This is a genomic window from Novosphingobium sp. Sphag1I, from assembly GCF_056279125.1.
This window is the reverse complement of record NZ_JBWBQS010000006.1, coordinates 194608-215198: the sequence shown is the minus strand read 5'-3', so window position 1 is coordinate 215198 and position 20591 is coordinate 194608. Positions and strand designations below refer to the sequence as shown.

21 protein-coding genes and 1 tRNA gene are annotated in these 20591 nt (G+C 62.4%); 15 read left to right on the top strand and 7 right to left on the bottom strand.

Going from position 1 to position 20591, the window contains the following annotated elements; translation table 11 throughout:
- Positions 1-8: 8 nt before the first annotated feature.
- The 3 genes from ACZ9HU_RS09285 to ACZ9HU_RS09275 all read right to left on the bottom strand — a co-directional run bounded on the left by ACZ9HU_RS09285 (position 9) and on the right by ACZ9HU_RS09275 (position 2909).
- Positions 9-1238 (bottom strand): DUF4350 domain-containing protein, encoded by a 1230-nt coding sequence (locus tag ACZ9HU_RS09285; protein WP_476104427.1) that lies wholly within the window; start codon positions 1236-1238, stop codon positions 9-11.
- A gap of 4 nt (positions 1239-1242) precedes the next feature.
- Positions 1243-1887: a DUF4129 domain-containing protein gene (locus tag ACZ9HU_RS09280; RefSeq protein ID WP_476104426.1), complete on the bottom strand. Its 645-nt coding sequence runs from the start codon at positions 1885-1887 to the stop codon at positions 1243-1245.
- 125 nt (positions 1888-2012) lie between these two features.
- Entirely contained in the window at positions 2013-2909 is an 897-nt protein-coding gene (locus ACZ9HU_RS09275; RefSeq protein WP_476104424.1) for a prephenate dehydratase, read from the bottom strand.
- Between the two features lie 208 nt (positions 2910-3117).
- Between ACZ9HU_RS09275 and ACZ9HU_RS09270 the strand changes: the two genes are divergently transcribed.
- The 3 genes from ACZ9HU_RS09270 (at position 3118) to ACZ9HU_RS09260 (ending at position 5085) form a co-directional block, all read left to right on the top strand.
- Entirely contained in the window at positions 3118-3717 is a 600-nt protein-coding gene (locus ACZ9HU_RS09270; RefSeq protein ID WP_476104423.1) for a c-type cytochrome, read from the top strand.
- A gap of 530 nt (positions 3718-4247) precedes the next feature.
- Positions 4248-4409: a hypothetical protein gene (locus tag ACZ9HU_RS09265; protein ID WP_476104421.1), complete on the top strand. Its 162-nt coding sequence runs from the start codon at positions 4248-4250 to the stop codon at positions 4407-4409.
- A gap of 271 nt (positions 4410-4680) precedes the next feature.
- Positions 4681-5085 carry a hypothetical protein gene (locus ACZ9HU_RS09260; protein WP_476104420.1) on the top strand — a complete coding sequence of 135 codons (405 nt, stop codon included), beginning with the start codon at positions 4681-4683 and terminating at the stop codon, positions 5083-5085.
- A gap of 167 nt (positions 5086-5252) precedes the next feature.
- Here ACZ9HU_RS09260 and ACZ9HU_RS09255 read toward each other — a convergent pair whose 3' ends face one another.
- A complete protein-coding gene (locus ACZ9HU_RS09255; protein WP_476104418.1) occupies positions 5253-6143 on the bottom strand; it encodes a DMT family transporter in 891 nt (296 codons plus the stop codon).
- Complete coding sequence (locus ACZ9HU_RS09250) at positions 6140-7141, bottom strand: threonine aldolase family protein (RefSeq protein ID WP_476104416.1); 1002 nt, start codon at positions 7139-7141, stop codon at positions 6140-6142. Before ACZ9HU_RS09250 ends, ACZ9HU_RS09255 begins: the two co-directional genes overlap by 4 nt.
- Before the next feature lie 117 nt (positions 7142-7258).
- On the opposite strand from ACZ9HU_RS09250, the gene ACZ9HU_RS09245 reads away from it, so the two are divergent.
- Positions 7259-8257, top strand: coding sequence for a GDP-mannose 4,6-dehydratase (locus tag ACZ9HU_RS09245; protein WP_476104415.1), 999 nt, complete (start codon positions 7259-7261; stop codon positions 8255-8257).
- Between the two features lie 177 nt (positions 8258-8434).
- Here ACZ9HU_RS09245 and ACZ9HU_RS09240 read toward each other — a convergent pair whose 3' ends face one another.
- Both ACZ9HU_RS09240 and ACZ9HU_RS09235 read right to left on the bottom strand, forming a co-directional pair.
- On the bottom strand, positions 8435-8935 hold the full coding sequence (locus tag ACZ9HU_RS09240; RefSeq protein ID WP_476104414.1) for a hypothetical protein: 501 nt from the start codon (positions 8933-8935) through the stop codon (positions 8435-8437).
- Between the two features lie 173 nt (positions 8936-9108).
- Positions 9109-9903: a Rossmann-fold NAD(P)-binding domain-containing protein gene (locus tag ACZ9HU_RS09235; RefSeq protein WP_476104413.1), complete on the bottom strand. Its 795-nt coding sequence runs from the start codon at positions 9901-9903 to the stop codon at positions 9109-9111.
- An 86-nt stretch (positions 9904-9989) separates the two neighbouring features.
- Between ACZ9HU_RS09235 and pepN the strand changes: the two genes are divergently transcribed.
- From pepN to ACZ9HU_RS09180, 11 genes are all read left to right on the top strand, one after another.
- A complete protein-coding gene (pepN, locus tag ACZ9HU_RS09230) occupies positions 9990-12602 on the top strand; it encodes an aminopeptidase N (protein ID WP_476104412.1) in 2613 nt (870 codons plus the stop codon).
- Complete coding sequence (gene pgeF / locus ACZ9HU_RS09225; protein WP_476104410.1) at positions 12595-13356, top strand: peptidoglycan editing factor PgeF; 762 nt, start codon at positions 12595-12597, stop codon at positions 13354-13356. The genes pepN and pgeF overlap by 8 nt, the downstream gene beginning before the upstream one ends.
- A gap of 43 nt (positions 13357-13399) precedes the next feature.
- The gene (locus ACZ9HU_RS09220; RefSeq protein ID WP_476104409.1) at positions 13400-13597 is read left to right on the top strand and encodes a hypothetical protein; all 198 of its coding nucleotides are present in this window, start codon (positions 13400-13402) and stop codon (positions 13595-13597) included.
- The gene (petA, locus tag ACZ9HU_RS09215; protein WP_476104408.1) at positions 13575-14138 is read left to right on the top strand and encodes a ubiquinol-cytochrome c reductase iron-sulfur subunit; all 564 of its coding nucleotides are present in this window, start codon (positions 13575-13577) and stop codon (positions 14136-14138) included. Before ACZ9HU_RS09220 ends, petA begins: the two co-directional genes overlap by 23 nt.
- A 10-nt stretch (positions 14139-14148) precedes the next feature.
- Complete coding sequence (locus ACZ9HU_RS09210) at positions 14149-15429, top strand: cytochrome b (RefSeq protein WP_476104406.1); 1281 nt, start codon at positions 14149-14151, stop codon at positions 15427-15429.
- Between the two features lie 23 nt (positions 15430-15452).
- Positions 15453-16268, top strand: a complete 816-nt coding sequence (locus tag ACZ9HU_RS09205) for a cytochrome c1 (protein WP_476104405.1) — start codon at positions 15453-15455, stop codon at positions 16266-16268.
- Positions 16269-16392: 124 nt separating this feature from the next.
- Positions 16393-16929, top strand: coding sequence for an adenine phosphoribosyltransferase (locus ACZ9HU_RS09200; RefSeq protein WP_476104403.1), 537 nt, complete (start codon positions 16393-16395; stop codon positions 16927-16929).
- An 82-nt stretch (positions 16930-17011) separates the two neighbouring features.
- A tRNA-Gly gene (locus ACZ9HU_RS09195) sits at positions 17012-17085 on the top strand.
- A 357-nt stretch (positions 17086-17442) separates the two neighbouring features.
- Positions 17443-18447, top strand: a complete 1005-nt coding sequence (locus tag ACZ9HU_RS09190) for an ABC transporter substrate-binding protein (protein WP_476104402.1) — start codon at positions 17443-17445, stop codon at positions 18445-18447.
- A 3-nt stretch (positions 18448-18450) separates the two neighbouring features.
- Positions 18451-19626, top strand: coding sequence for an acyl-CoA dehydrogenase family protein (locus ACZ9HU_RS09185; protein ID WP_476104401.1), 1176 nt, complete (start codon positions 18451-18453; stop codon positions 19624-19626).
- A complete protein-coding gene (locus tag ACZ9HU_RS09180) occupies positions 19623-20576 on the top strand; it encodes an NAD(P)-dependent oxidoreductase (protein WP_476104399.1) in 954 nt (317 codons plus the stop codon). The genes ACZ9HU_RS09185 and ACZ9HU_RS09180 overlap by 4 nt, the downstream gene beginning before the upstream one ends.
- The last annotated feature ends 15 nt before the right edge of the window (positions 20577-20591 follow it).

Sequence of the window (20591 nt, the reverse complement as noted above, 5' to 3'; positions counted from 1 at the left end):
CAATGTCGTCATTTGGTCAAAATCCTTTCAATGGCATGCAATTGACGCGCGGCGCGCAAGATGTCGGCCGGGCGCCGTGCCGCGCGCAATGTGGCGCAGGCTTGCGTGAAACTGTGCTCTGGTGTGCGGGCGGCAAGGGCGCGTTCGATGGCGGCATCGATGATCACCGGATCACCATGCGGGGCAAGCCCCAGCGCCGCCGCGATCCGCCCCCGCGCCGCATCGGCATAAGGCGCGGGCAGCAAGTGAAACCGCCGCGCCCGCCGGATCAACCCGCCTGAATTTTCCGCCAGCGCCCGCTTGCCAAAGGCAATGTCGCGCACCGGAACCAGAGGCGGGCCAAAGCGCGCATAGGCCCGCCACAACACCGCCACCCCCGCCAGGATCAGAGCCAGTGTTGCGGCCAGATAGGGCGGGGTAAAGGCCAGCGTCAGCAAGTTGGGTTGCCGCCCCAACCCGTTGAGCGTGAGGTCAAAGGTCACACGCGGATCGCCCGCCCCGACCATCTGATCAATCATGCGCAGGGTGATTTCGGCATTGTCCCAACGCGACAGCCCGGCATTATTGGCCAGATCGGGTTCAAAAATCAGCGTCAGCGCACTGCCCGTGGGATCGTCATAGCGCGCCGCCAGAATGCGCGCCTGCGCATCCAAGACAAGCGGGATCAGCTTTTTCCCGCTCCCGCTCATGCCCCCCCCGCTCATCACCTTGGCCGGATAGGGCAGGATGGCGGTCGCCCCCTGACGATCCGTGATCGGCGGGGTGGCCGGGGCGATGGTTACGCCCACGTCGTCAAGGAAGCCTTCCCATTGGGGCGCATCCACATCCTTGATCCGCACCCAACCTTGCTGAACGCCGGGCTGATCGGTGCTGGCGCCGCTGGCAAGCCATTTGGGGGTGATGACCAGAACCGGACCATAGGCACGGTGCATCGCCACGATCCGTTCAATATCGCCCCCATCGGCATATTGCGGCGGGGTCAGGATCAGCAGGCCCTTTTGCCGAAAGCCATTTTCATCACGGGCGAAATCGGTCGGGTGGCCGGTCTTTTCCAGCAGGCGATAAAGCGCGCCATAGCCGTTAAGGCCCCGCCCGCCACCATGCGCGCCGCCGTCATTGATGTCGCCCGCCGCAACCCCCGCGCCGATCATCCACAGCATCGCCACCAGCAACACGCCGCCCGCCAGCACTAGGCCCAGCGCGGCAAGGGGGGAGAAGGGGTTTTGCGATTTGCTCATGCCGTCATGCCACCGGCCTTGCGGCGAAATCGGCATAGGCGGCCCGCGCATCGCGCCATTCATCGGCCCCCAGCGGGCGCAGGGCATAGCGGGCCTGTTCCACCAATCCGGCCAATTGGCCAAAGGTCGTGCGGGCGGGGGTGGACAGAAAGGGCAGCGCGCCGATTTCCCGCGCCGTGCTGGCCGGGGTCATGGCATGGGGGCGTTGCTGGGCAATATGTTCAAGGCTGCGCAGCAGGAGCAGGTGGGTCGCCTCATCATACCGCCCCGTTTCGGCAAGAGCGTCGGCCTCCTCCAGCAGGGCGCGGGCGGTGGCGGCGTCCGGGCTCCATTCTGGCGCGGCGGCGGGCGCGCGGCGCATGGCGACAATCCGCGCCCGCAGCGCCAACCCGATTTGCCAGAGCAGCAGGGCCACCCCCAGCGCCGCCAGCACCAGCAGGATCTTTTCCACCACCGGCCATGACAGGCCCAGCGCCCGCCCCACCGGCTCAAACAGATCGCGCAGGAACCGGGCCAGCGCCATCATCCAGTCAGGCGTGGGCGGTGGCGTCCAGTCGGGCAGGGGGGTGAATTGCAGATCGCGCGATTGCCGGATCGCGTTCCACGCTTGCCGGGCCTCTGCCGACCGGCTGGCCGCTGATGCGCTCACACGTGGTTCCTGCCCCGATTATCCATGCGGGGCAGGTTGTTACACGCGCCGGAATTTGGCGCAAGGCTGTCCGTGCTTTACCCGCGCGGGCGGCGCTGGGTTCAGCCGCGCGGGCAGCGTTGGGCTCAGCCGCGCGGGCGGCTTTGCGCGTAACTGCCCAACAGGCGCAGATCCTTGCAGTGGAAGGCGACTTCTTCCAGCGCGCGGTCCACCGGCTCTTCGCCCGGTTTGCCCACGATATCGACAAAAAACATCGTGGCCGAGAAACTGGCGCCCTTTTGATAGGACTCCAGCTTGGTCATGTTGACCCCGTTGGTGGCAAACCCGCCCAGCGCCTTGTACAATGCCGCCGAGACGTTGCGGACCTCAAAGATCATCGTGGTCATTGCCGTGCCCTCGATCGAGGCCGGGTCCAGCGGGGCGCGGGCCAGCACGACAAAGCGCGTGGTGTTGTCGGCGGCGTCCTCGACATTGTTTTCGATAATGTCGAGGTCATAGAGCGAGGCGGCCAGCGCGGGTGCGATGGCGGCGGCGGCCGGGTCGCCCTGTTCCTTGATGAAGGCGGCAGCCCCGGCGGTGTCGGCATAGGCCAGCGGCACTATGCCGCGTTCACGCAGATAATGGCGCGATTGGCCCAGCGCCTGCGGGTGGGAATAGGCGGCCGCGAATGGCCCCTTGGCGCCGGGCAGCGCCATCAGTGCATGTTCGATACGCAGGAAATGTTCGCCCACAATCGACAGGCCGCTTTCGGGCAGCAGGAAATGGATGTCGGCCACGCGGCCATGCTGGCTGTTTTCGATGGGGATGATGGCGCGATCGGCACGCCCTTCCTTCACCGCGTCCAGCGCGTCCTCAAAACTGAAACAGGGCAAAGCCGCGCAAGTCGGCGCATATTCCAGTGCCGCGCGGTGCGAATTGCACCCCGGCGCACCCTGAAACGCAATGGCGCGTGCAGGATTTTCAGCGGCTTGGGCGGTCAGTTCTTTGACCTGGATCAGAGCGGGCGTAGGATAGCTGTGCATAGCGGTGTCGCGCTTAGGCTGATTTTACCTGTTGCGCCAGTGGGCTTTGTTTAACCCTGTCGGATGCAATTGTATCGACAGTGGGGCATGAATACTGGCGGGTGGCGATAAATCCGCCTTGCGCTTGGGTTTCACGCTCTCTACACCAGAGGGCAAAACGCCTTCCGGGGATTTTTCCTTTGGAAGCATATGGGACGGGGCATTGTTGATGAGCGGTCGTTTCAATACCATCGCCGGTTGGGTACTGGGTTCCGCCGTGGTTGCGCTGGGACTATCAAGCCTTTCGGGCCATTATTTCCGTGCCGACAAGGAAAACCGCCCCGAAAACATGGGCTTTCCTATCGAAGGCGTGTCCGGGGCCAAGGAAGGCCCGGCCGAGGTTCCGATCGAGGAACTGCTGGCCAAGGCCGATCCGGCCAAGGGCGCGCAGGTTTTCGCCAAATGCGCATCGTGCCACACGATCACGCCGGGCGGGGCCAATGGCATCGGGCCGAATATTCACGCCATCTTTGGCGATGAAATTGGCAAGGGGCGCGGCGGTTTCGCTTTCTCAGCTGGCCTTGCGGGCAAGGGGGGTAAGTGGGACTTCAGCAATATGAACGAATGGCTGAAGAATCCGCGCGCCTTTGCCGATGGCACCAAGATGACCTTTGCCGGTCTGGAATCGGCGGAGGATCGCGCCGCGGTCATGGTCTATTTGAACCAACAAGGTTCGAACCTGCCCCTGCCCGCTGCGCCCGCCGCAGCAGCGCCAGCCGGTGATGCACCGGCATCCGACGCCGCTTCGGCAGCCGAAAGCGCTAAGTAAGATCCGGGCATTTCAGCGGGCACGACAAATGCCCGCTGGCCCAAGGACCGGCGGTGGCCGTGCAGAGATCGGGCCGACACCGTGGGCGCCCTGTGTCCGGGCGCGAAAGGACCGCGTGCGCGTGCGAATGATCGGGTAGCCGCCTTGCTTCACAGCCCGATTCGGCCCTGACGGCGGATCGGGCGGCCATGACAGGCGGGCTCGCATGGCCTGTCATGACGGAGCTTGGCCCGTCCCTCCGGTTGGCGCAATGTGGCGTGGTCCACGGCTTGATTAACACTTTCGCCAAGAACCCGGCCCAACGGCGCCGGCCCGAATTACCGCATTGGCCCATGCGCATAAGGACCGTTGCGGATACGGGGTTAAATAACCGAATTGGTTTTCTGTAGGACAGATTTTTATTGTTGCGAATTGGTTCAGGTCAACGCAAGCTGACCTCAATCCGGCGCATGGGGGTTGAAACATGGCGCCGATTCGCGGCAGACTATGTCTATCGCAACAGTAGAGATATAAGAACAGGAGATGGTAAAATGGCTCGTACATGGAGCGCCGATTTTCTGATCCGCCGTATCGACCGCTGCTACCTGCTGGCCGCCTGCGCCAAGCGCCCCGACAAGCGCGACCGCCACCTTGAACGCGCCCGCCATTATCGCGGCATTTTGGCCGATACGCAGGAACTCGCGCTGGCCTGATTTACCGCAGGCGTTTTCCCATCAGGGCCGCGTGGGGCGTCATGCCTTGCGCGGCCTTTCTGGTGTTTGGATGGGGTTTTAAGAGGGCAGATGCCTCCGGCGGGCAAAGGGCGGGGGCCCTTTGCAATCCCGTTACTGGCGGCGGCTCGTTTCGGGATCGGCGTTGTGGGTGGGGGGAGGTAAGGGCTGTTAAGCCGCTTCGCGGGAAGAAAAGAGACGTTCCGGACACGGTGCTATAGCGGGCATGCTCCCTTCGATGTATCGAAACGCCATGACCGAAAATCCCTGTTTTCACGATGCCTTACTAACAGGCGTATCACTGGAGGATCGGCGGGCCATTTTCGCCATTGATCATGTTGACGGCGGAAAATGGAGGGTTGTGGTCAACGACGTTCAAGCACTTCAGATCGATGAATTCCGTGAAGGGAACATCATTAGTTATTTTGAAGTGGTTACAGGCACGGTACCACCCCGCGAAGTGTTGGAGCGTTTGTTCTCGGCACCGCATCCTGATGCCGCAAAAGAGTATCACGATGCTTATACAAAGTTGCTGAATGACAAGGTAGAGGCGGTGCTGACGGGCGCGGCTGTGATGCTCTTGATTAGCCCGTCCTATGGTGCTGAAGTCGCGGTGATGGGCGCGAGCGTCGATAGGCTCAAGATCCGCTCCCCCTAACTTTCCCGCCATCCCCCCGCCACGAAACGGCCCTCAAACCCACCACCTATCCCCAACCCACAACGCTGCCGCTATCGCGCCACGCCGACAGTAACGGGATTGCAAAGGGCTTTCGCCCTTTGCCCGCCGGAGGCAATCTTCCCCCCCAAAAACCCTCCCACCAAACCCTACTTCCTACCGCTCATCGCGATGGCCAGCCCGGCCATGGCGACCAAGGACCCCGCCGCGGCCAGCAGGCTCCAGCGGTAATCCTCGAACAGGGTGGAGAGGGTCATGGCGATAACGGGGACGATGACATTGGTATAGGCGGCGCGCCCTGCGCCGATGTTGCGGATAAGCGCAAAGTAGATGGGAAAGGCCGCGACCGATCCGACCAGCGCGAGATAGGCCACTCCGCCCCAGAAGCGCGGATCATGGGGCAGGACGGGCGCTCCGTGCAGGGCATAGGCCGTCACGCCATCGGCCAGCGCGCCCGCCGCCATCGCCCATGCCACCAGCGGCACGACCGGCTGCGCCCGGCCCAGCGTGGTGTTTTGCAGGATATTGGCGACCGAGGCGCAAAGGATGCCCCCCAGCGATAGCCCCACGCCCAGCAGCGTGTTGCCGCCCGATCCATGCTCGCGATATTCCTGGGTGATCAGCATGGCGATGCCGACGATCGCCACCCCCGACCCGGCCAGAAAGCGTCCGCTGATCGGGGATTTGAGGACGATGCGCCCCAGCAGGGCATTGGGCACGATCATCAGCGCATAGAGCACCGCGACAAGGCCCGATGGCACATGATCCTCGGCGCGATAGACCAATTGGAAATTGGCGCAGAACTGGAAAAACCCGACCAGCGCCGCCAGCCCCACCGCCCGCCGCGACAGGGCCAGAGATTCGCCGCGAAAGGCCGCCAGCCCCGCCATGCCGATGGCGGCGATGATAAAGCGCCACGTCACCGTCCACCCCGGCGGGCTGAAGGCGATCTGGTCCTTGATGACCAGCCATGTGCTGCCCCAGATCAGGCTGACGATGGCGAAACTGGCCAAAGCGCCGCCCTTGATCGCGCCGCTCATAAACCGCGCAGGGCTTTGGCCAGCGCCAGCACTTCGTCCTGCGGGCTGTTCCATGCGGTGACAAAGCGGGCGGCGGTGTCGTCCCAATCGTAAAAGGCAAAACCGGCGGCGCGCAGGGCCGCGCGTTCCGCGCCGTTCAGGGCAATGAAAACCTCATTGGCCTCCACCGGATGGATCAGGCGATCGGCGGCGGCGGCCGCGATTTCACCCGCCGCCGCATTGGCATGGCGGGCATTGTTCAGCCACAGGTCGCCCTTCAACATGGCCAGAATTTGCGCGGCCAGATAGCGGCCCTTGGATTGCAGATGCCCGGCGCGTTTGCGGCGGAAACGTGTCGCCTCAATCATGTCGGGGGCGAAAAAGACCAGCGCCTCCGCGCTCATCCCGCCGTTTTTGACAAAGCCGAACGAGAGCGCATCGACCCCGCCCTCCACACTGGCCGCCGCGGGCGAACAGCCCAGATGCGCCACCGCATTGGCAAAGCGCGCGCCATCCATATGAAAATGCAGCCCCTTTTCCCGCGTCAGCGCGCCAATCGCGGCCACTTCTGCGGGCGTATAGACGCATCCCGCCTCGCTGGCCTGCGTTATCGAAATCGCGGTGACGGGCGTATGATGAACCCCTTCGCCCACGCTGGCCAGCCGCCCCCGGATCGCATCGGGCGAGAGTTTGGCATGATCCCCACCCGCCAGCACCAGTTTGGCCCCATGGGTAAAGAACCCCGGCGCCCCGCATTCATCCACCTCGATATGCGCCGCCTCATGACACAGCGCGGCGCCATGCGGCGGCACCATCGCGGCCAGGGCAAGGCAGTTCGCCGCCGTCCCGCTGGCCACCCAGATCGCGCTGCATGGCCGGGCGAACAGCGCGGAAAAGGCATCATCCATCGCCGCGCTTAAATCATCGCCATCATAGGGCGGCTGGGGCGCATCGGCGGCCTGCATCGCGGCCCAAACGGCGGGATGAACAGGGGCGGCATTGTCGGACATAAAAGGCATGGCGCGTCTTTGCGCAGGCGCCATGGCCCGTCAATACGCTGGACTTGCCCGCCCCAACCCTTTGTTAGCTTTGCCACGATATGAGGAGGCCAAACGGCAACAAAGGGTTTTTGGGCAATGAAGGTTCTGGTGACGGGCGCGGCGGGTTTTATCGGCTACAGCCTTGCGGTCAAACTGCTGGCGCGCGGCGATTCCGTGATCGGCATCGACATGGTCAATGACTATTATGACGTAACCCTGAAAGAGGCTCGCCTTGCCCGCCTGCGCGAGATGGGCGGAAACCGCTTCACCTTCGTGCGGCAGGATTTTTCGCAATATGAACCGCTGGTCGAATCGCTTTCGGGCCTCGAATTTGAACGCATCGTCCATCTGGGCGCACAGGCGGGCGTGCGCTATTCGATCACCCACCCCCACGCCTATCTGCATTCGAACCTTGCCGGGCATTTGAACATGCTGGAAATCGGGCGGCATCGCGGCGTGGAGAATATGGTCTATGCCTCCTCCTCCTCGGTCTATGGCGGCAACACCAAACTGCCCTTCGCCGTCGAAGACCGCGTCGATCAACCCATCAGCCTCTACGCCGCCACCAAAAAAGCCGATGAGCTGATGAGCGAAACCTACGCCCACCTCTACCGCCTGCCGCTGACCGGCCTGCGCTTCTTCACCGTGTACGGTCCGTGGGGCCGCCCAGACATGATGATGTGGATCTTCACCAAGGCCATCGCCGCGGGCCAGCCCATCCCCGTCTTCAACAACGGCGACATGTACCGCGACTTCACCTATATCGACGACATCATCGCGGGCGTCATCGCATCGCTCGACAACCCCGCCCCCGACGATGGCGAAGTCAAGGCGGGCGGCTCCACCAAGCCTCACCGCCTCTACAACATCGGCAATCACAAATCCGAACACCTGATGCGCGTGGTCGAAATCCTCGAAGAACAACTCGGCAAAAAAGCCATCATCGACTTCCAGCCCATGCAGCCGGGCGACGTGCGCCAGTCCTTTGCCGACATCGACGCCATCGCCCGCGACCACGGGTACGCGCCGACCACCAGCATCGATGTGGGCGTGCCCAAGTTTATCGAGTGGTATAAGGCGTATCATGGGGTTTGATTTTTTGGGGTTTTATTAGATTTTAGGGATGCCTCCGGCGGGCAAAGGGCGAAAGCCCTTTGCAATCCCGATATTGTCGACGTTGCGTTGTAAAGGCAGCGCTGTGGATTGGGGGTAGGTAGCCGGCCTTAGGGCCGCTACGCGGCGGCTTTATTTCTGACAGGTCGAAATCAACCCTTAATCCGCCGAATTTTTCCTGCACAGCGGCAATCGCTCCCAACTGGCACGCCCACTGTTACAGCCACAGCTCCAATAAATCATGCTGCTCGAACGCCTGTCATAGAGGCCAGAAGCAACACGTTGCTGCCGATGATCGACAAAAGAATGTCCGAAAAATAAAGAATTGCGCCAAGGGCGATGCACTCCGGCCGCAACAATTTTCCCATCCGGCAACGGAACTTTGGGATCGGCGTACCAGACAACCACTTCATCAAAATCAGGCGTCGCCTGCCCCGCGCTCCCAGCAAAACGATATGTCCTGCTCCATTCCGACAGATTCGAAACACATCGGTCGTGTGCCGCCCATCGCTCGATGACTTCAACATCAGACATCGGAACGATATAGGGCATAGGAAGCGCATGATAGGCTATGAACAGGCCTAATCCTGTCGTCATCAGCAGAAGGGAGGCATACAACACCTTCCGGATTTTTGGCCATATTCCGGCCAACTCAACCATGGCTCATATTACTTTCCAGCCTTTCCCGCGAAGCGGTTTATCTGTCCCTCGCAGCATTGCCTTCCAATACATCGTCTCTAGGCGACCACAACATCGACATTAACGGGATTGCAAAGGGCCCCGCCCTTTGCCCGCCGGAGGCACCCTGAAACTCCCGCCGGAGGCCAAGGAAATCACCTCTGCCCCTGATCCCAAATCGCCCGCAAACCTGCGCGATAATCCGAAAACATCGGCCTCCACCCCAACACGCGCCGGGCCTTGCCATTGGCCACCCTTCGGTTTTCGGCATAGAAGGCGCGGGATGCGGGGGGCACATCGCTTTGGTCCAGCATCGGGGGCAGGGGGAGGCCGCTGATCCGGCAGGCTTCCTCGATGACGGCGTTTTGGGGGGCGGGGATGTCGTCGGCGATATTATACGCGCCGGGCGGGGCGGACAGCGCGGCAAGCGCGGCGCTGGCGATATCAGCGACATGGATGCGGCTGAAAATCTGGTTGGGCAGGTCGACGCGGTGGGCGCGGCCCGAACGCAGGCGGTCAAAGGCCGATCTGCCCGGCCCATAGATCCCCGGCAGGCGCAGCACCCGCGCGCCCAGATCCAGCCATGCCGCATCGGCCAGAGCACGCGCGGTGCGCCGCCCTGTTCCGCCCAGTCCGGCTACGGGCGCGGTTTCATCGACCCATGCCCCGCCGCAATCGCCATAGACCCCGGTGGAGGACAAATACCCTAGCCATGCCGCCCCGCCCAATGCATCGCCGTAGCGCGTCAGGACGGGGTCCATCTCATCGGCTGGCGGTACGCTGGACAGGATGGCGTCGGCGCGGGCGATGGCGGCGCGCACCGCATCCTCGTCCGCAAAGTCCAGATTGCCCGCGCGGCCCGTCGCGTCGACATGCCACCCTTGCGCGGTCAAATTTTGGGCCATGGTGCCGGCGGTATAGCCTAGGCCGAAGATCAGCATCCGTTTCATAAAACAGAGCATAAGCGTAAAGTCCCGCATTCGGAAATACTGGCTTTCGGAAAGGCTTGGCCTATTAAGGAGGGATGATGGATGCCATGAACACAACAGCCGCCCCTGTTGCCGCCGCCCCGATTGTGATCCGCCGCGAAGATTATCGCCCGCCCGAATGGCTGGTGCCGCAGGTTGAGATGGAATTCCGCCTCGGACTCGAGGAAACGCGGGTGCGCGCGCAATTGAGCGTGCGGCGCAATCCGGCGGCAGGCGGCGATCAGGTGATCCGTCTGAAAGGGGACGGGCTGACGCCTTTGCTGGTTCAGGTGGACGATGTGGTCCGCAATGACTGGGTGATGGAGGGCAGCGATCTGTTGATCGAATTGGCCGATGACGCCCATGAGATCGTGGTGGAAACCGCGATCCATCCGGCGGCCAACAGCCAACTCATGGGCCTTTACGCATCGGGCGGCATGCTATGCACCCAATGCGAGGCCGAAGGGTTTCGCCGCATCGCCTTTCACCCCGACCGCCCCGATGTGTTGAGCGAATATCGCGTGCGGATGGAGGGGAGCCGCGAGGCTTTCCCGATCCTGTTGTGCAATGGCAATCCGGTGGCGTCGGGCGACAATGGTGACGGCACGCATTGGGCCGAATGGCACGATCCCTGGCCCAAGCCGTCCTATCTGTTTGCCTTGGTGGCGGGCGATCTGGTGGCGACGACCGATCATTTTACCACGATGGAGAGGCGGCGCGTCACGCTCAACATCTATACGCGCGCCGGGGACGAAACCCGCACCGGTCACGCGATGCGCAGCCTGATTAATTCGATGAAATGGGACGAGGAGGCCTTTGGCCGCGCCTATGACCTTGATCTGTTCAACATTGTCGCCGTGTCCGATTTCAACATGGGCGCGATGGAGAACAAGGGGCTGAATGTTTTCAACACCCGCTATGTTCTGGCCGATCAGGAAACGGCGACGGATGGCGATTATGATGCGGTTGAGGGCGTCATTGGCCATGAATATTTCCACAACTGGTCGGGCAACCGGATCACCTGTCGCGACTGGTTCCAGCTTTCGCTCAAGGAAGGTTTCACCGTCCTGCGCGATCAGATGTTCAGCGCGGATATGGGGTCCGAGCCGGTCAAGCGGATCGAGGACGTGCGCATCCTGCGCAGCGCCCAGTATCCGGAGGACAGCGGCCCGTTGGCCCATCCGATCCGTCCCGATTCCTATCAGGAAATCAGCAATTTCTACACCGCGACCGTCTATAACAAGGGCGCCGAGGTGATCCGCATGATGCGGGTTATGGCAGGACCCGAACGGTTCCGTGCAGGCACCGACCTCTATTTCACCCGCCACGATGGCGAGGCGGCGACGTGTGAGGATTTCATCCGCGCGATCGAGGAAGGCGCAGGGCTGGATCTGACGCAATTCCGCCTGTGGTATGCGCAGGCCGGGACGCCGCGCGTCACCGTCCGTCTGACCCATGAGGGCGATACGGCTGTGCTGTCCCTGACCCAGCAGGTGCCGCCCACGCCGGGACAGCCTGAAAAGCTGCCGGTGCCCATCCCGCTGCGCCTTGCCCTGTTCGATTCCGAAACGGGCGCGCATCGCGGCGAGGAACTGATTGTGATGACCGCCGGAAAGGAGGAGCATCGCTTCACCGGCTGGCCCACGCGTCCCGTGCTGTCGATCAATCGCGGCTTTTCTGCGCCCGTTACGATTGAGGCGGACACCAGCCTTGATGATCTGGTGTTCCTTGCCGCGCATGATGACGATCCCTTTGCCCGCTATGAGGCGATGCAGAGCCTGATGGTGCGCCATCTGGTGGCCGCCGCATCGGGCGAATTGGACGATGCGCGCCGCGCCGCCGAACGCAAGGCGATTGGCGGGGCGATGCTGGCGATCCTGAATGATCCGGCGATTGACGATCTGATGCGGGGCGAATTGCTGATCCTGCCTCCCTATGCCTATCTGGCCGAACAATTGCCGGTGGTGGACCCCGGCCTGCTGCATGGCGAGCGGGAAGGGTTGAAGGCATGGCTGGGCGCGGAACTGGGCGAGGCCTTTGCCGCGCTGCATGACCGGGCCAGCAAGGTGCCATTCGGCCTCGACGCGGCGGCCAAGGGCGCGCGCAAGGTCAAGACGCAGGCGCTGGTCTATCTGGCCGCCGCGCAAGGGGCAGGGGCGGCAGAGCGTGCCGCCGCGCAATATGACGCCGCCGACAATATGACCGACCGTCAGGGCGCCTTGATGGTGCTGTGCGGATTGGACAGCCCGCTGCGCGAGGAAAAGCTGGCGGATTTCCACAAGCGGCATGAAGGCAATGCGCTGGTCATCGACAAGTGGTTCTCGCTTCAGGCTGGATCGCTGCACCGCGACGTGCTGGCCCATGTGAAGGCTTTGGCCCAGCACCCCGATTTCACGATCAGCAACCCCAACCGCGCGCGGGCGCTTTATATGGCGCTGGCGGTCAATCCGGCGGGGTTCCATGATGCGGGGGGCGAAGGTTATCGGTTGATCGGTGATCTGATCCTGACGCTGGACCCGATCAATGCCCAGACGGCGGCGCGTTTCGTGCCTTCACTGGGCCGTTGGCGCCGGGTGGAGCCGGGCCGGGGCGCAATGATGCGGGAACAGCTTGACCGTATTCTGGCCACGCCCGGATTGTCCAAGGATGTGTTCGAACAGGTGAGCAAGAGCCTTGGCTGAGGTCGAGGTTATCCGCGCCGATGTGCTGGGCGCTGTGCCGCACGGGTTTCTGGGGCGGCGCGGGGGCGTGTCGGTGGGCGCGGTGGCGGGGCTGAATGTCGGCCTTGGCAGCGCGGATGATCCGGCGGCCGTGGCCGAAAATCGTCGCCGCGCGGCCCATGCCGTCCTGCCCGGAGCGCGGCTGGCCACATGTTATCAGATCCATTCCGCCTTTTGTGTCGAGGCGCAGGAATGGGCCGATGATGCCCGCCCCCATGCCGACGCGCTGGTCAGCAACCGGGCGGGAATCGTGCTGGGCGTGTTGACGGCGGATTGCGCGCCGGTGCTGTTTGCCGACGCAGAAGCGGGCGTTGTGGGCGCCGCCCATGCCGGATGGAAGGGCGCATTTACGGGTATTTGCGAGGCTACGGTTGATGCGATGGTGGGCCTTGGCGCGCGGCGCGAAAAAATTGCCGCGGCAATCGGCCCTTGTATTGCGCAAATATCCTATGAGGTGGACGAGGGGTTCCGCACCCGTTTCCTTGACCAGAATGCGGCCCATGAGCGCTTCTTTGCCGCCGGGCGTGCAGGGCATTATCAGTTCGATCTGGAAGCCTATGTGGCTGATCGGCTGGCCAAATACGCGATTGGTCCCATCGCGCCGCTGGGTTTGGACACCTACGGCGCGCCGGACCGATTCTATTCCTTTCGACGCGCCACCCATGCACGCGAGGCCGATTATGGCCGCCAAATCGCGCTGATCGGGCTGGCTTGAGATAAAAGGCCAAAGAAAAAGGCCATTGGCAGGGCTGGTTTTGATGTTTATCAAAACCAAAAAAGCCGGTGACCGTATGGGGCAATTCAGACGGATCGCGGGGGAGAAGATTCCTGACGATACCGTAAGTCACGGTTTTGCCGTGATCGCGATGATGTTCATTCGTTTTTTCGGTCCTGCGGCCCGCATGGACCATTGGTGCAAGGCAAGGGTCAAACATGACAGAAACTTCTGTTGCTGACAGTCCCAATGATACGGCGCAGGGGGTGCGTCGGCGGGACTTCATCTATGTGGCGGCGACCGGTGCAGCAGGCGTTGGCGCAGCCAGCGTTCTGGTGCCTCTGGTCAGCCAGATGAACCCCTCGGCCGACGTTCTGGCCGAAAGCTCGACCGAGATCGACATCAGCGCGATCCAGCCGGGACAGGCCATCAAGGCCGTGTTCCGCAAACAGCCGGTGTTCGTGCGCCGGTTGACGCCGGTCGAAATCGCCGAGGCGAAAAAGGTGGACGTGGCAAGCTTGCGCGATCCGCAAAGCCTTGAGGACCGCACCAAGAAGGGCAAGGAAGAATGGCTCATCACCATGGGCGTCTGCACCCATCTGGGCTGTGTGCCGCTGGGCGCGGGCGAGGGTGAGGTAAAGGGCGAGTTCGGGGGCTATTTCTGCCCCTGCCATGGCTCGGTCTATGACACTGCCGCGCGCATCCGCAAGGGTCCGGCCCCGAAGAATCTCGAGGTGCCGCCTTATGAGTTCAGCTCCGACACTGTCGTGAAGATCGGGTGAGGAAAACGCCATGAGCTTTCCATGGGCCAATGAATATAAGCCGAGCCACCCGGCGATGGTGTGGCTGGACGAAAAGCTGCCTTTGCCGCGTTTCGTCTATAATGCGATCGGGGCCGGTTATCCGGTGCCGCGCAACCTGAATTACATGTATAATTTTGGCGTTCTGGCCGGTTTCTGTCTGGTGATCCAGATTGTGACGGGCGTGGTTCTGGCCATGCATTATGCGGCCAATACGGGCGTGGCGTTTGATTCGACCGAACATATCATGCGTGATGTGAACTGGGGCTGGATGCTGCGTTATGCCCACGCCAATGGCGCGTCGGCGTTTTTTGTCGTGGTCTATTTCCATATTTTCCGCGGCTTTTTCTATGGGTCGTATAAAGCCCCGCGCGAGATGATCTGGCTTTTGGGCGTGGTCATTTTCCTGTTGATGATGGCGACGGCTTTCATGGGCTATGTGCTGCCCTGGGGTCAGATGTCCTATTGGGGCGCGCAGGTGATCACGGGTCTGTTCAGCGCGATTCCGCTGGTGGGCGATCCGATCCACACCTGGCTGCTGGGCGGGTTTGCGCCCGATCAGGCGGCGCTCAACCGCTTCTTCTCGCTGCACTTCCTGCTGCCGTTCGTCATTCTGGGCGTGGTGATCCTGCACATCTGGGCGCTGCATATTCCCGGTTCGACCAACCCGACCGGCGTTGAAGTGAAGCAGGAATCGGACACGGTTCCCTTCCACCCCTATTACACGGCCAAGGACGGTTTCGGTCTGGGCGTGTTCCTGATCTTCTACTGTGCGGTGGTGTTCTTTGCGCCCAATTCGCTGGGCCATCCGGACAATTATATCCCCGCCAACCCGATGCAGACGCCCGCGCACATCGTGCCTGAATGGTACTTCTGGCCCTTCTATGCGATCCTGCGCGCCTTTACCCAGGACTTCCTGTTTATCCCGGCCAAGCTGATGGGCGTGCTCGCCATGTTCAGCGCGATCCTGGTGTGGTTCCTGCTGCCCTGGCTGGACAAGTCGCCGGTACGTTCGGGCCATTTCCGCCCGACGTTCAAGAAGTTCTTTTGGGTGCTGGTGGTTGACGTGGCGGTGCTGGGTTATTGCGGCGGTTCGCCCGCCGAAGAACCCTATGTCATCATCAGCCAGATCGCGGCGCTCTATTACTTCGCCCACTTCTTCATCATTCTCCCGCTCGTTTCGATGACGGAAAAGCCGCTGCCGCTGCCTTTCTCGATCACCGAAGCCGTGCTGGGCAAGGATGAAGCAGCCGCCCTCAACCCGGCCGAATAAGAGAGCGAGGATAGAGAACCATCATGATCCGTATCTTCTCCATACTCGTTGGGGCCTTCTTCTCGCTGGCGCTGTTGTGGTCGGCGGGCAAGGGCACCGTGGCCTATATCAGCGAACCGCCCGCCAAGACGGTCGAAGCGACGTTCCATGAACACCCCAAGCATCTGGCGCTGTCGTCCGACGGGCCGTTTGGCAAGTTCGACCGGCAACAGCTTCAGCGCGGTTTTCAGGTCTATTCGGAAGTTTGCGCGACCTGCCATGCCTTGAAGCATGTCTCGTACCGCGATCTGGCCGAAATCGGCTATAACGAAGCCGAGGTGAAGGCGATTGCCGCCAAGGCGCAGATCCCCGAATATAACAAGAACACCGGCGAAGTGAAAATGCATCCGGGCATGCCCAAGGACCACTTCCCGCCGGTCGTCTATGGCGGCGCGGGCAGCCCGCCCGACCTGTCGCTGATCGCCAAGGCGCGTCATGGCGGGGCGGCCTATATCTATTCGCTGCTGACCGGATATGGCGAACAGCCGGCCGAAGTGCTCAAGAAGTTCCCCGACGCCAAGACGCCGGACGGGCTCTTCTGGAACCCTTACTTTGCCAATCTGAACATCGCCATGCCGCAGCCGCTGGTTGCCGAGGGTCAGGTTGCCTATAAGGACGGCACCAAGGCCACCGTGGACCAGATGGCCACCGACGTTTCGGCTTTCCTCGTTTGGACCGCCGAACCCAAGCTGGAAAAGCGTAACCAGACCGGATGGCCGGTGATCGGGTTCCTGATCTTTGCCACCGTGCTGGCCTATATGGCTTATCGCACCGTCTGGGCGGGCAAGAAGGGCCACTAAGCCTTTCTGGTCCATCCTTGCACCAAAGCGCCCCTCGCATCATCGGATGCGGGGGGCGTTTGCTTTGGGGCGCTTATCTTCAAAGGACTTTTTAATGTCGCCAATCCCGCCTATAGGCGCCCCCATGACTCCCGAAGGCATGAAAGCGCTGGTGCGCACCATCCCCGATTTTCCCAAACCGGGCATCCTGTTCCGCGACATCACCACGCTGATCGGTCACGGCGAAGGCTTTGCCGCCAGCGTCGCCCTGATCGCCGATCGCGCGGCGCAGGCTGGCGCGCAGGCGATTGCCGGGCTTGAGGCGCGCGGCTTCATCTTTGGCGCGGCGGTGGCGGCCCGCCTTGGCGTGCCCTTTGTCCCGGTGCGCAAACCGGGCAAGCTGCCCGTGCCGGTGCTGGCCATCGATTATGCGCTGGAATATGGCACGGACACGTTGGAGGTTGATCCCGGCGCGATTGCCGATGGGCAGAAGGTGGTGATCGTCGACGATCTGATCGCCACGGGCGGGACGGCCTGTGCGGCGTTGACTTTGTTGCGTCAGGCGGGCGCGGTGGTGGAAAACGCGCTTTTCGTGATCGACCTGCCCGATCTGGGCGGGGCGGAAAAATTGAAGGCGGCGGGGGTTAACGTCCTTTCGATCATGGATTTCCCCGGACATTGATACATTGCCCTGCGCGCGGCGCTTGACGAGGCCGCGCGCCCATGGCAAGCGCGTCGCCACCACAACGCCAAGGCGTGCCCGAGCGGGTATAGCATAGTGGTAATGTCCTAGCCTTCCAAGCTAGTCAGGCGGGTTCGATTCCCGCTACCCGCTCCAATTCTCTAAAAATCAATGGTTTAGGCGTAAGTCGGGGCGTTTGGTCCACCGATATTTCGTACTTTCCGCCATTTGATTCGTGGATAAAGCCCTCACATCCATTCAAAGAATGGCGCCAAACGCAATGCCAGCATGGCCCAGTTCGCGGCCATAGTGAACCGTGGGCGCTGTTGATTGGCCGTCTCGCAAAGATGCTTCGCCATGAAAGGGTAATATCCGGCCTTGCGCGGCTGTGCCGCCCATGAGCAGGGCGCAACGGACTGTTTGGAGAAACTCATAGTCGGAAAGGATTTCTTGTTTGTCGGCCTTATCGGCAAAGCTCTATTCAATTGGTAGAGTTAACGCACAGGAAAACCCATGGCCCTTCGATCCACCACCACCCGCCGCACCGGCATGGCCCGCCGACAGGTTCTTGGCGGAGGGCTGGCTTTGGCCGGCGCGGCCCTGGCCGGATGCCATGCCAAGGCCGCCGGGCCGCTGCGCGTGGCTATTACCGGCAAGGGCGAAAATGACCTTGAACTGCTCTTCAAACATGCCGGAATCACGCCCAGCGGCCCCATTGTCTTCACCCGCTTTCAATCGGGCCATCTGGTGGTCGAGGCGATGAATTCCGGCGCGCTGGACGTGGGCGGCATGAGCGAGATTCCCCCCGTCTTTGCCGCTGCCTCCACGGTGCAGAGTTTCAAGCAGATTGCCGTCTATCACGGCGATGTGAACAATCAGGTCGTGCTGGTGCCCAAAGGCTCGGCGATCCGGTCGCTGGGCGATCTCAAGGGCAAGCGCGTGGGCTATGTCCGGGCGACCACCACGCAATATTACCTTATTCAAATGCTGAAATCGGCGGGCCTGTCATGGGATGATATCGACCCTGTGGCGATGACCGTTTCCGATGGCGCGGAAGCGTTTGGACGCGGCTCGCTTGACGCATGGGCGATCTATGGTTTTCCGATCCAGCGCGCCGTGGCCACACAGGGCGCTCGGGTTTTGAAAACAGCTTTGGGCTTTCTTTCGGGCAATTACATCCTTGCCGCCGCCAAAGAAGCCTTGGCCGACCCCCAGCGCGCCGCGCAGATTGGTGCCCATCTCCAGGATGTGCAAAAGGCCTATGACTGGGCCCGTGCGCATGATGCCCAATGGGCAGAGGTTGTGGCAAGGGATATTGGCGTGCCTTTGGCCTATGTGCAGGATCAATTTGCCCATCGCAGCGCCCATTTCGAAATCCGACCCGTGACGGACCAAGCCATCGCCAGCCAGCAATCGGTGGCCGATGTCTTTGCGCAGGCCAAGCTGATCCCCCGCGCTGTGGATGTGAAGCCGCTGTGGGACGATCGTTTCAACGCTACTATCGCCAAGGGAGCCTGAACCATGGCCACGCTTTATGCCGCCACGCCTGTTGCCACGCCCGACCTTTCGGATGCCAATCTGGCGCGGATTACCGCGGCGTTGGCGCAAAGCGCCCAGGATTATGACCGCAGCGGCCAATTCCCCCGCGCCAATTTCGACCTTTTGGCCGCCGAGGGCCTGATCGGCCTGACGGTTGAGCGCGAATTCGGCGGCGTGGGCGCGGGCTATGTCGATGCCTTGCGCGTGTTGGGCGCGGTGGCCAAGGGCGAGCCATCGACCGCGCTGATCCTGTTCATGACCTATGCGTTCCATGCTTCGCCCGACAAAAGTGACCGCTGGCCCAAGGCGCTTTATTCGCGATTGGCGCAGGAGGCGGTGGCCGGGCGCGGGCTGATCGGCACGTTCCGCGTCGAACCGGAGCTGGGCACGCCGGTACGCGGCGGCCTGCCCAAGACCACGGCGCGCAAGGTGGATGGCGGATGGGAACTGAGCGGCGAGAAGATCTATTCCACCGGCAGCACCGGCCTCGATTGGTTCGCCGTCTTTGCCCGCACCGACGAGGAAAGCCCTCGCCTTGGCATCCTGTTGGTCGACCCGGCCAGCCCCGGCATCACCATCCTGCCCGAATGGGACCATCTGGGCATGCGCGCCACGGTCAGCCACAAGGTGGTGTTTGACAAGGTGTTGGTGAAGGATGATCGGGCCGTCGATCTGCGCAGGCCCGAGGAATGGGCGCCGCTGCCGGGCGCGTCCAGCGCGCTTTTGTGGAATGCGCTGGCCATTGCCACGATCTATGATGGTGTGGCCCGCGCCGCGCGCGATTGGCTGGCGGCCTATCTGCATGATCGCGTGCCCGCCAATCTGGGCGCGCCATTGGCCAGCCTGCCGCGCGTGCAGGAGAAATTTGGCGAGATCGAAGCGCTGCTCTACACCAACCACAAGCTGATTTTTGAGGCCGCCGCCGCCGCGGATCGTGGGCAATGGGGTACGCCCAGCGAGGCCAATCTGGTCAAGCATATCGCCAATGCCAATGCCATCCGCGCGGTGGAAATCGCGCTGGAGTTGACCGGCAACCCCGGAATCAGCCGCAACAACCCGCTTGAGCGCCATTTCCGCGATGTGCTGTGCAGCCGGATCCATTCGCCCCAGGCCGATACGGTGCTGGTGGGCGCAGGGCGCGCGGGGTTGGGCCTGTGAGCCTGATCATCGCCAGCCAGCTTGAGAGTGAATTCAACGCGGCCATAGCGGCGCTGCCACTGGGCGCGCGGATCATTCCCGCGCCCGACGGCGCGCCTTGGACGGTGGCCGATCGGGCCGACGTGCTGATTGTTCGCCCCAGTGCGGATTGGCGCGCGGCGCGCCATTTGCCCAAACCCGATGCGCTTTGGCCGGGGCGCCTGCGCTGGGTGTTTTCTGCCTCGGCGGGGATTGATTTCTATCCTCCATGGCTGCTCGATGCGCCGTTGGTGACATGCGGGCGTGGGACGGCATCCGACGAAATTGCCGATTATGTGATCGCCGCCATTTATCGCCGGGCCAAGGATCTGGAGGCGGCGCGGGTGCGCAGCGCGGCGGAGTGGCGGCATCAGCCCTTGGGGCGTGTGATCGGCAGCACGGTGGGCATCATTGGCCTTGGCGCGATCGGTCAGCAAGTGGCGCGGCGGGCTGTGGCGCTGGGCGCCCATGTGGTGGCGGTGCGGCGAGGATCGGCCGGGGCGGTGACGCCCGAGGGTGTTACCTTGTTGGCCAATGTCGAAGAGGTGGTGGCGCGGGCCGACCATATCGTGATTGCAGTTCCCGCCACGGCGCAGACCCACCGCATGTTCAATGCCCAACTCTTGGCCAGAACCAAGCCCGGCGCGCATCTCATCAATGTCGCGCGCGGCAGTGTGGTCGATCAGGAAGCGCTGCTTGCCGCGCTTGATGGCGGGCGGCTGGATTTTGCTACGCTGGACGTGACCGAACCCGAACCCCTGCCCGACGGGCACAGGCTCTACACGCATCCGCGCGTGCTGCTGACACCGCATATTTCGGCCAATTATCTGGTGGCGCGCTCTCGCCTGCTGGAAAAGCTGACGCAGGATCTCATCCTGTTCGCGCAAGGGGCCACGCCTTCGGATGTGGTGGACCCGGTGCGGGGCTATTGAAGGAGGCGGGCTGGC

Excerpts from the sequence above, each read along its gene's own strand:
- ACZ9HU_RS09285 (WP_476104427.1), bottom strand. The coding sequence starts at position 1,238 with ATGAGCAAATCGCAAAACCCCTTCTCCCCCCTTGCCGCGCTGGGCCTA.
- ACZ9HU_RS09275 (WP_476104424.1), bottom strand. The coding sequence starts at position 2,909 with ATGCACAGCTATCCTACGCCCGCTCTGATCCAGGTCAAAGAACTGACC.
- ACZ9HU_RS09270 (WP_476104423.1), top strand. The coding sequence starts at position 3,118 with ATGAGCGGTCGTTTCAATACCATCGCCGGTTGGGTACTGGGTTCCGCC.
- ACZ9HU_RS09265 (WP_476104421.1), top strand. The coding sequence starts at position 4,248 with ATGGCTCGTACATGGAGCGCCGATTTTCTGATCCGCCGTATCGACCGC.
- ACZ9HU_RS09260 (WP_476104420.1), top strand. The coding sequence starts at position 4,681 with ATGACCGAAAATCCCTGTTTTCACGATGCCTTACTAACAGGCGTATCA.
- ACZ9HU_RS09255 (WP_476104418.1), bottom strand. The coding sequence starts at position 6,143 with ATGAGCGGCGCGATCAAGGGCGGCGCTTTGGCCAGTTTCGCCATCGTC.
- ACZ9HU_RS09250 (WP_476104416.1), bottom strand. The coding sequence starts at position 7,141 with ATGCCTTTTATGTCCGACAATGCCGCCCCTGTTCATCCCGCCGTTTGG.
- ACZ9HU_RS09245 (WP_476104415.1), top strand. The coding sequence starts at position 7,259 with ATGAAGGTTCTGGTGACGGGCGCGGCGGGTTTTATCGGCTACAGCCTT.
- ACZ9HU_RS09240 (WP_476104414.1), bottom strand. The coding sequence starts at position 8,935 with ATGGTTGAGTTGGCCGGAATATGGCCAAAAATCCGGAAGGTGTTGTAT.
- ACZ9HU_RS09235 (WP_476104413.1), bottom strand. The coding sequence starts at position 9,903 with ATGAAACGGATGCTGATCTTCGGCCTAGGCTATACCGCCGGCACCATG.
- pepN (WP_476104412.1), top strand. The coding sequence starts at position 9,990 with ATGAACACAACAGCCGCCCCTGTTGCCGCCGCCCCGATTGTGATCCGC.
- ACZ9HU_RS09220 (WP_476104409.1), top strand. The coding sequence starts at position 13,400 with ATGTTTATCAAAACCAAAAAAGCCGGTGACCGTATGGGGCAATTCAGA.
- petA (WP_476104408.1), top strand. The coding sequence starts at position 13,575 with ATGACAGAAACTTCTGTTGCTGACAGTCCCAATGATACGGCGCAGGGG.
- ACZ9HU_RS09210 (WP_476104406.1), top strand. The coding sequence starts at position 14,149 with ATGAGCTTTCCATGGGCCAATGAATATAAGCCGAGCCACCCGGCGATG.
- ACZ9HU_RS09205 (WP_476104405.1), top strand. The coding sequence starts at position 15,453 with ATGATCCGTATCTTCTCCATACTCGTTGGGGCCTTCTTCTCGCTGGCG.
- ACZ9HU_RS09200 (WP_476104403.1), top strand. The coding sequence starts at position 16,393 with ATGACTCCCGAAGGCATGAAAGCGCTGGTGCGCACCATCCCCGATTTT.
- ACZ9HU_RS09190 (WP_476104402.1), top strand. The coding sequence starts at position 17,443 with ATGGCCCTTCGATCCACCACCACCCGCCGCACCGGCATGGCCCGCCGA.
- ACZ9HU_RS09185 (WP_476104401.1), top strand. The coding sequence starts at position 18,451 with ATGGCCACGCTTTATGCCGCCACGCCTGTTGCCACGCCCGACCTTTCG.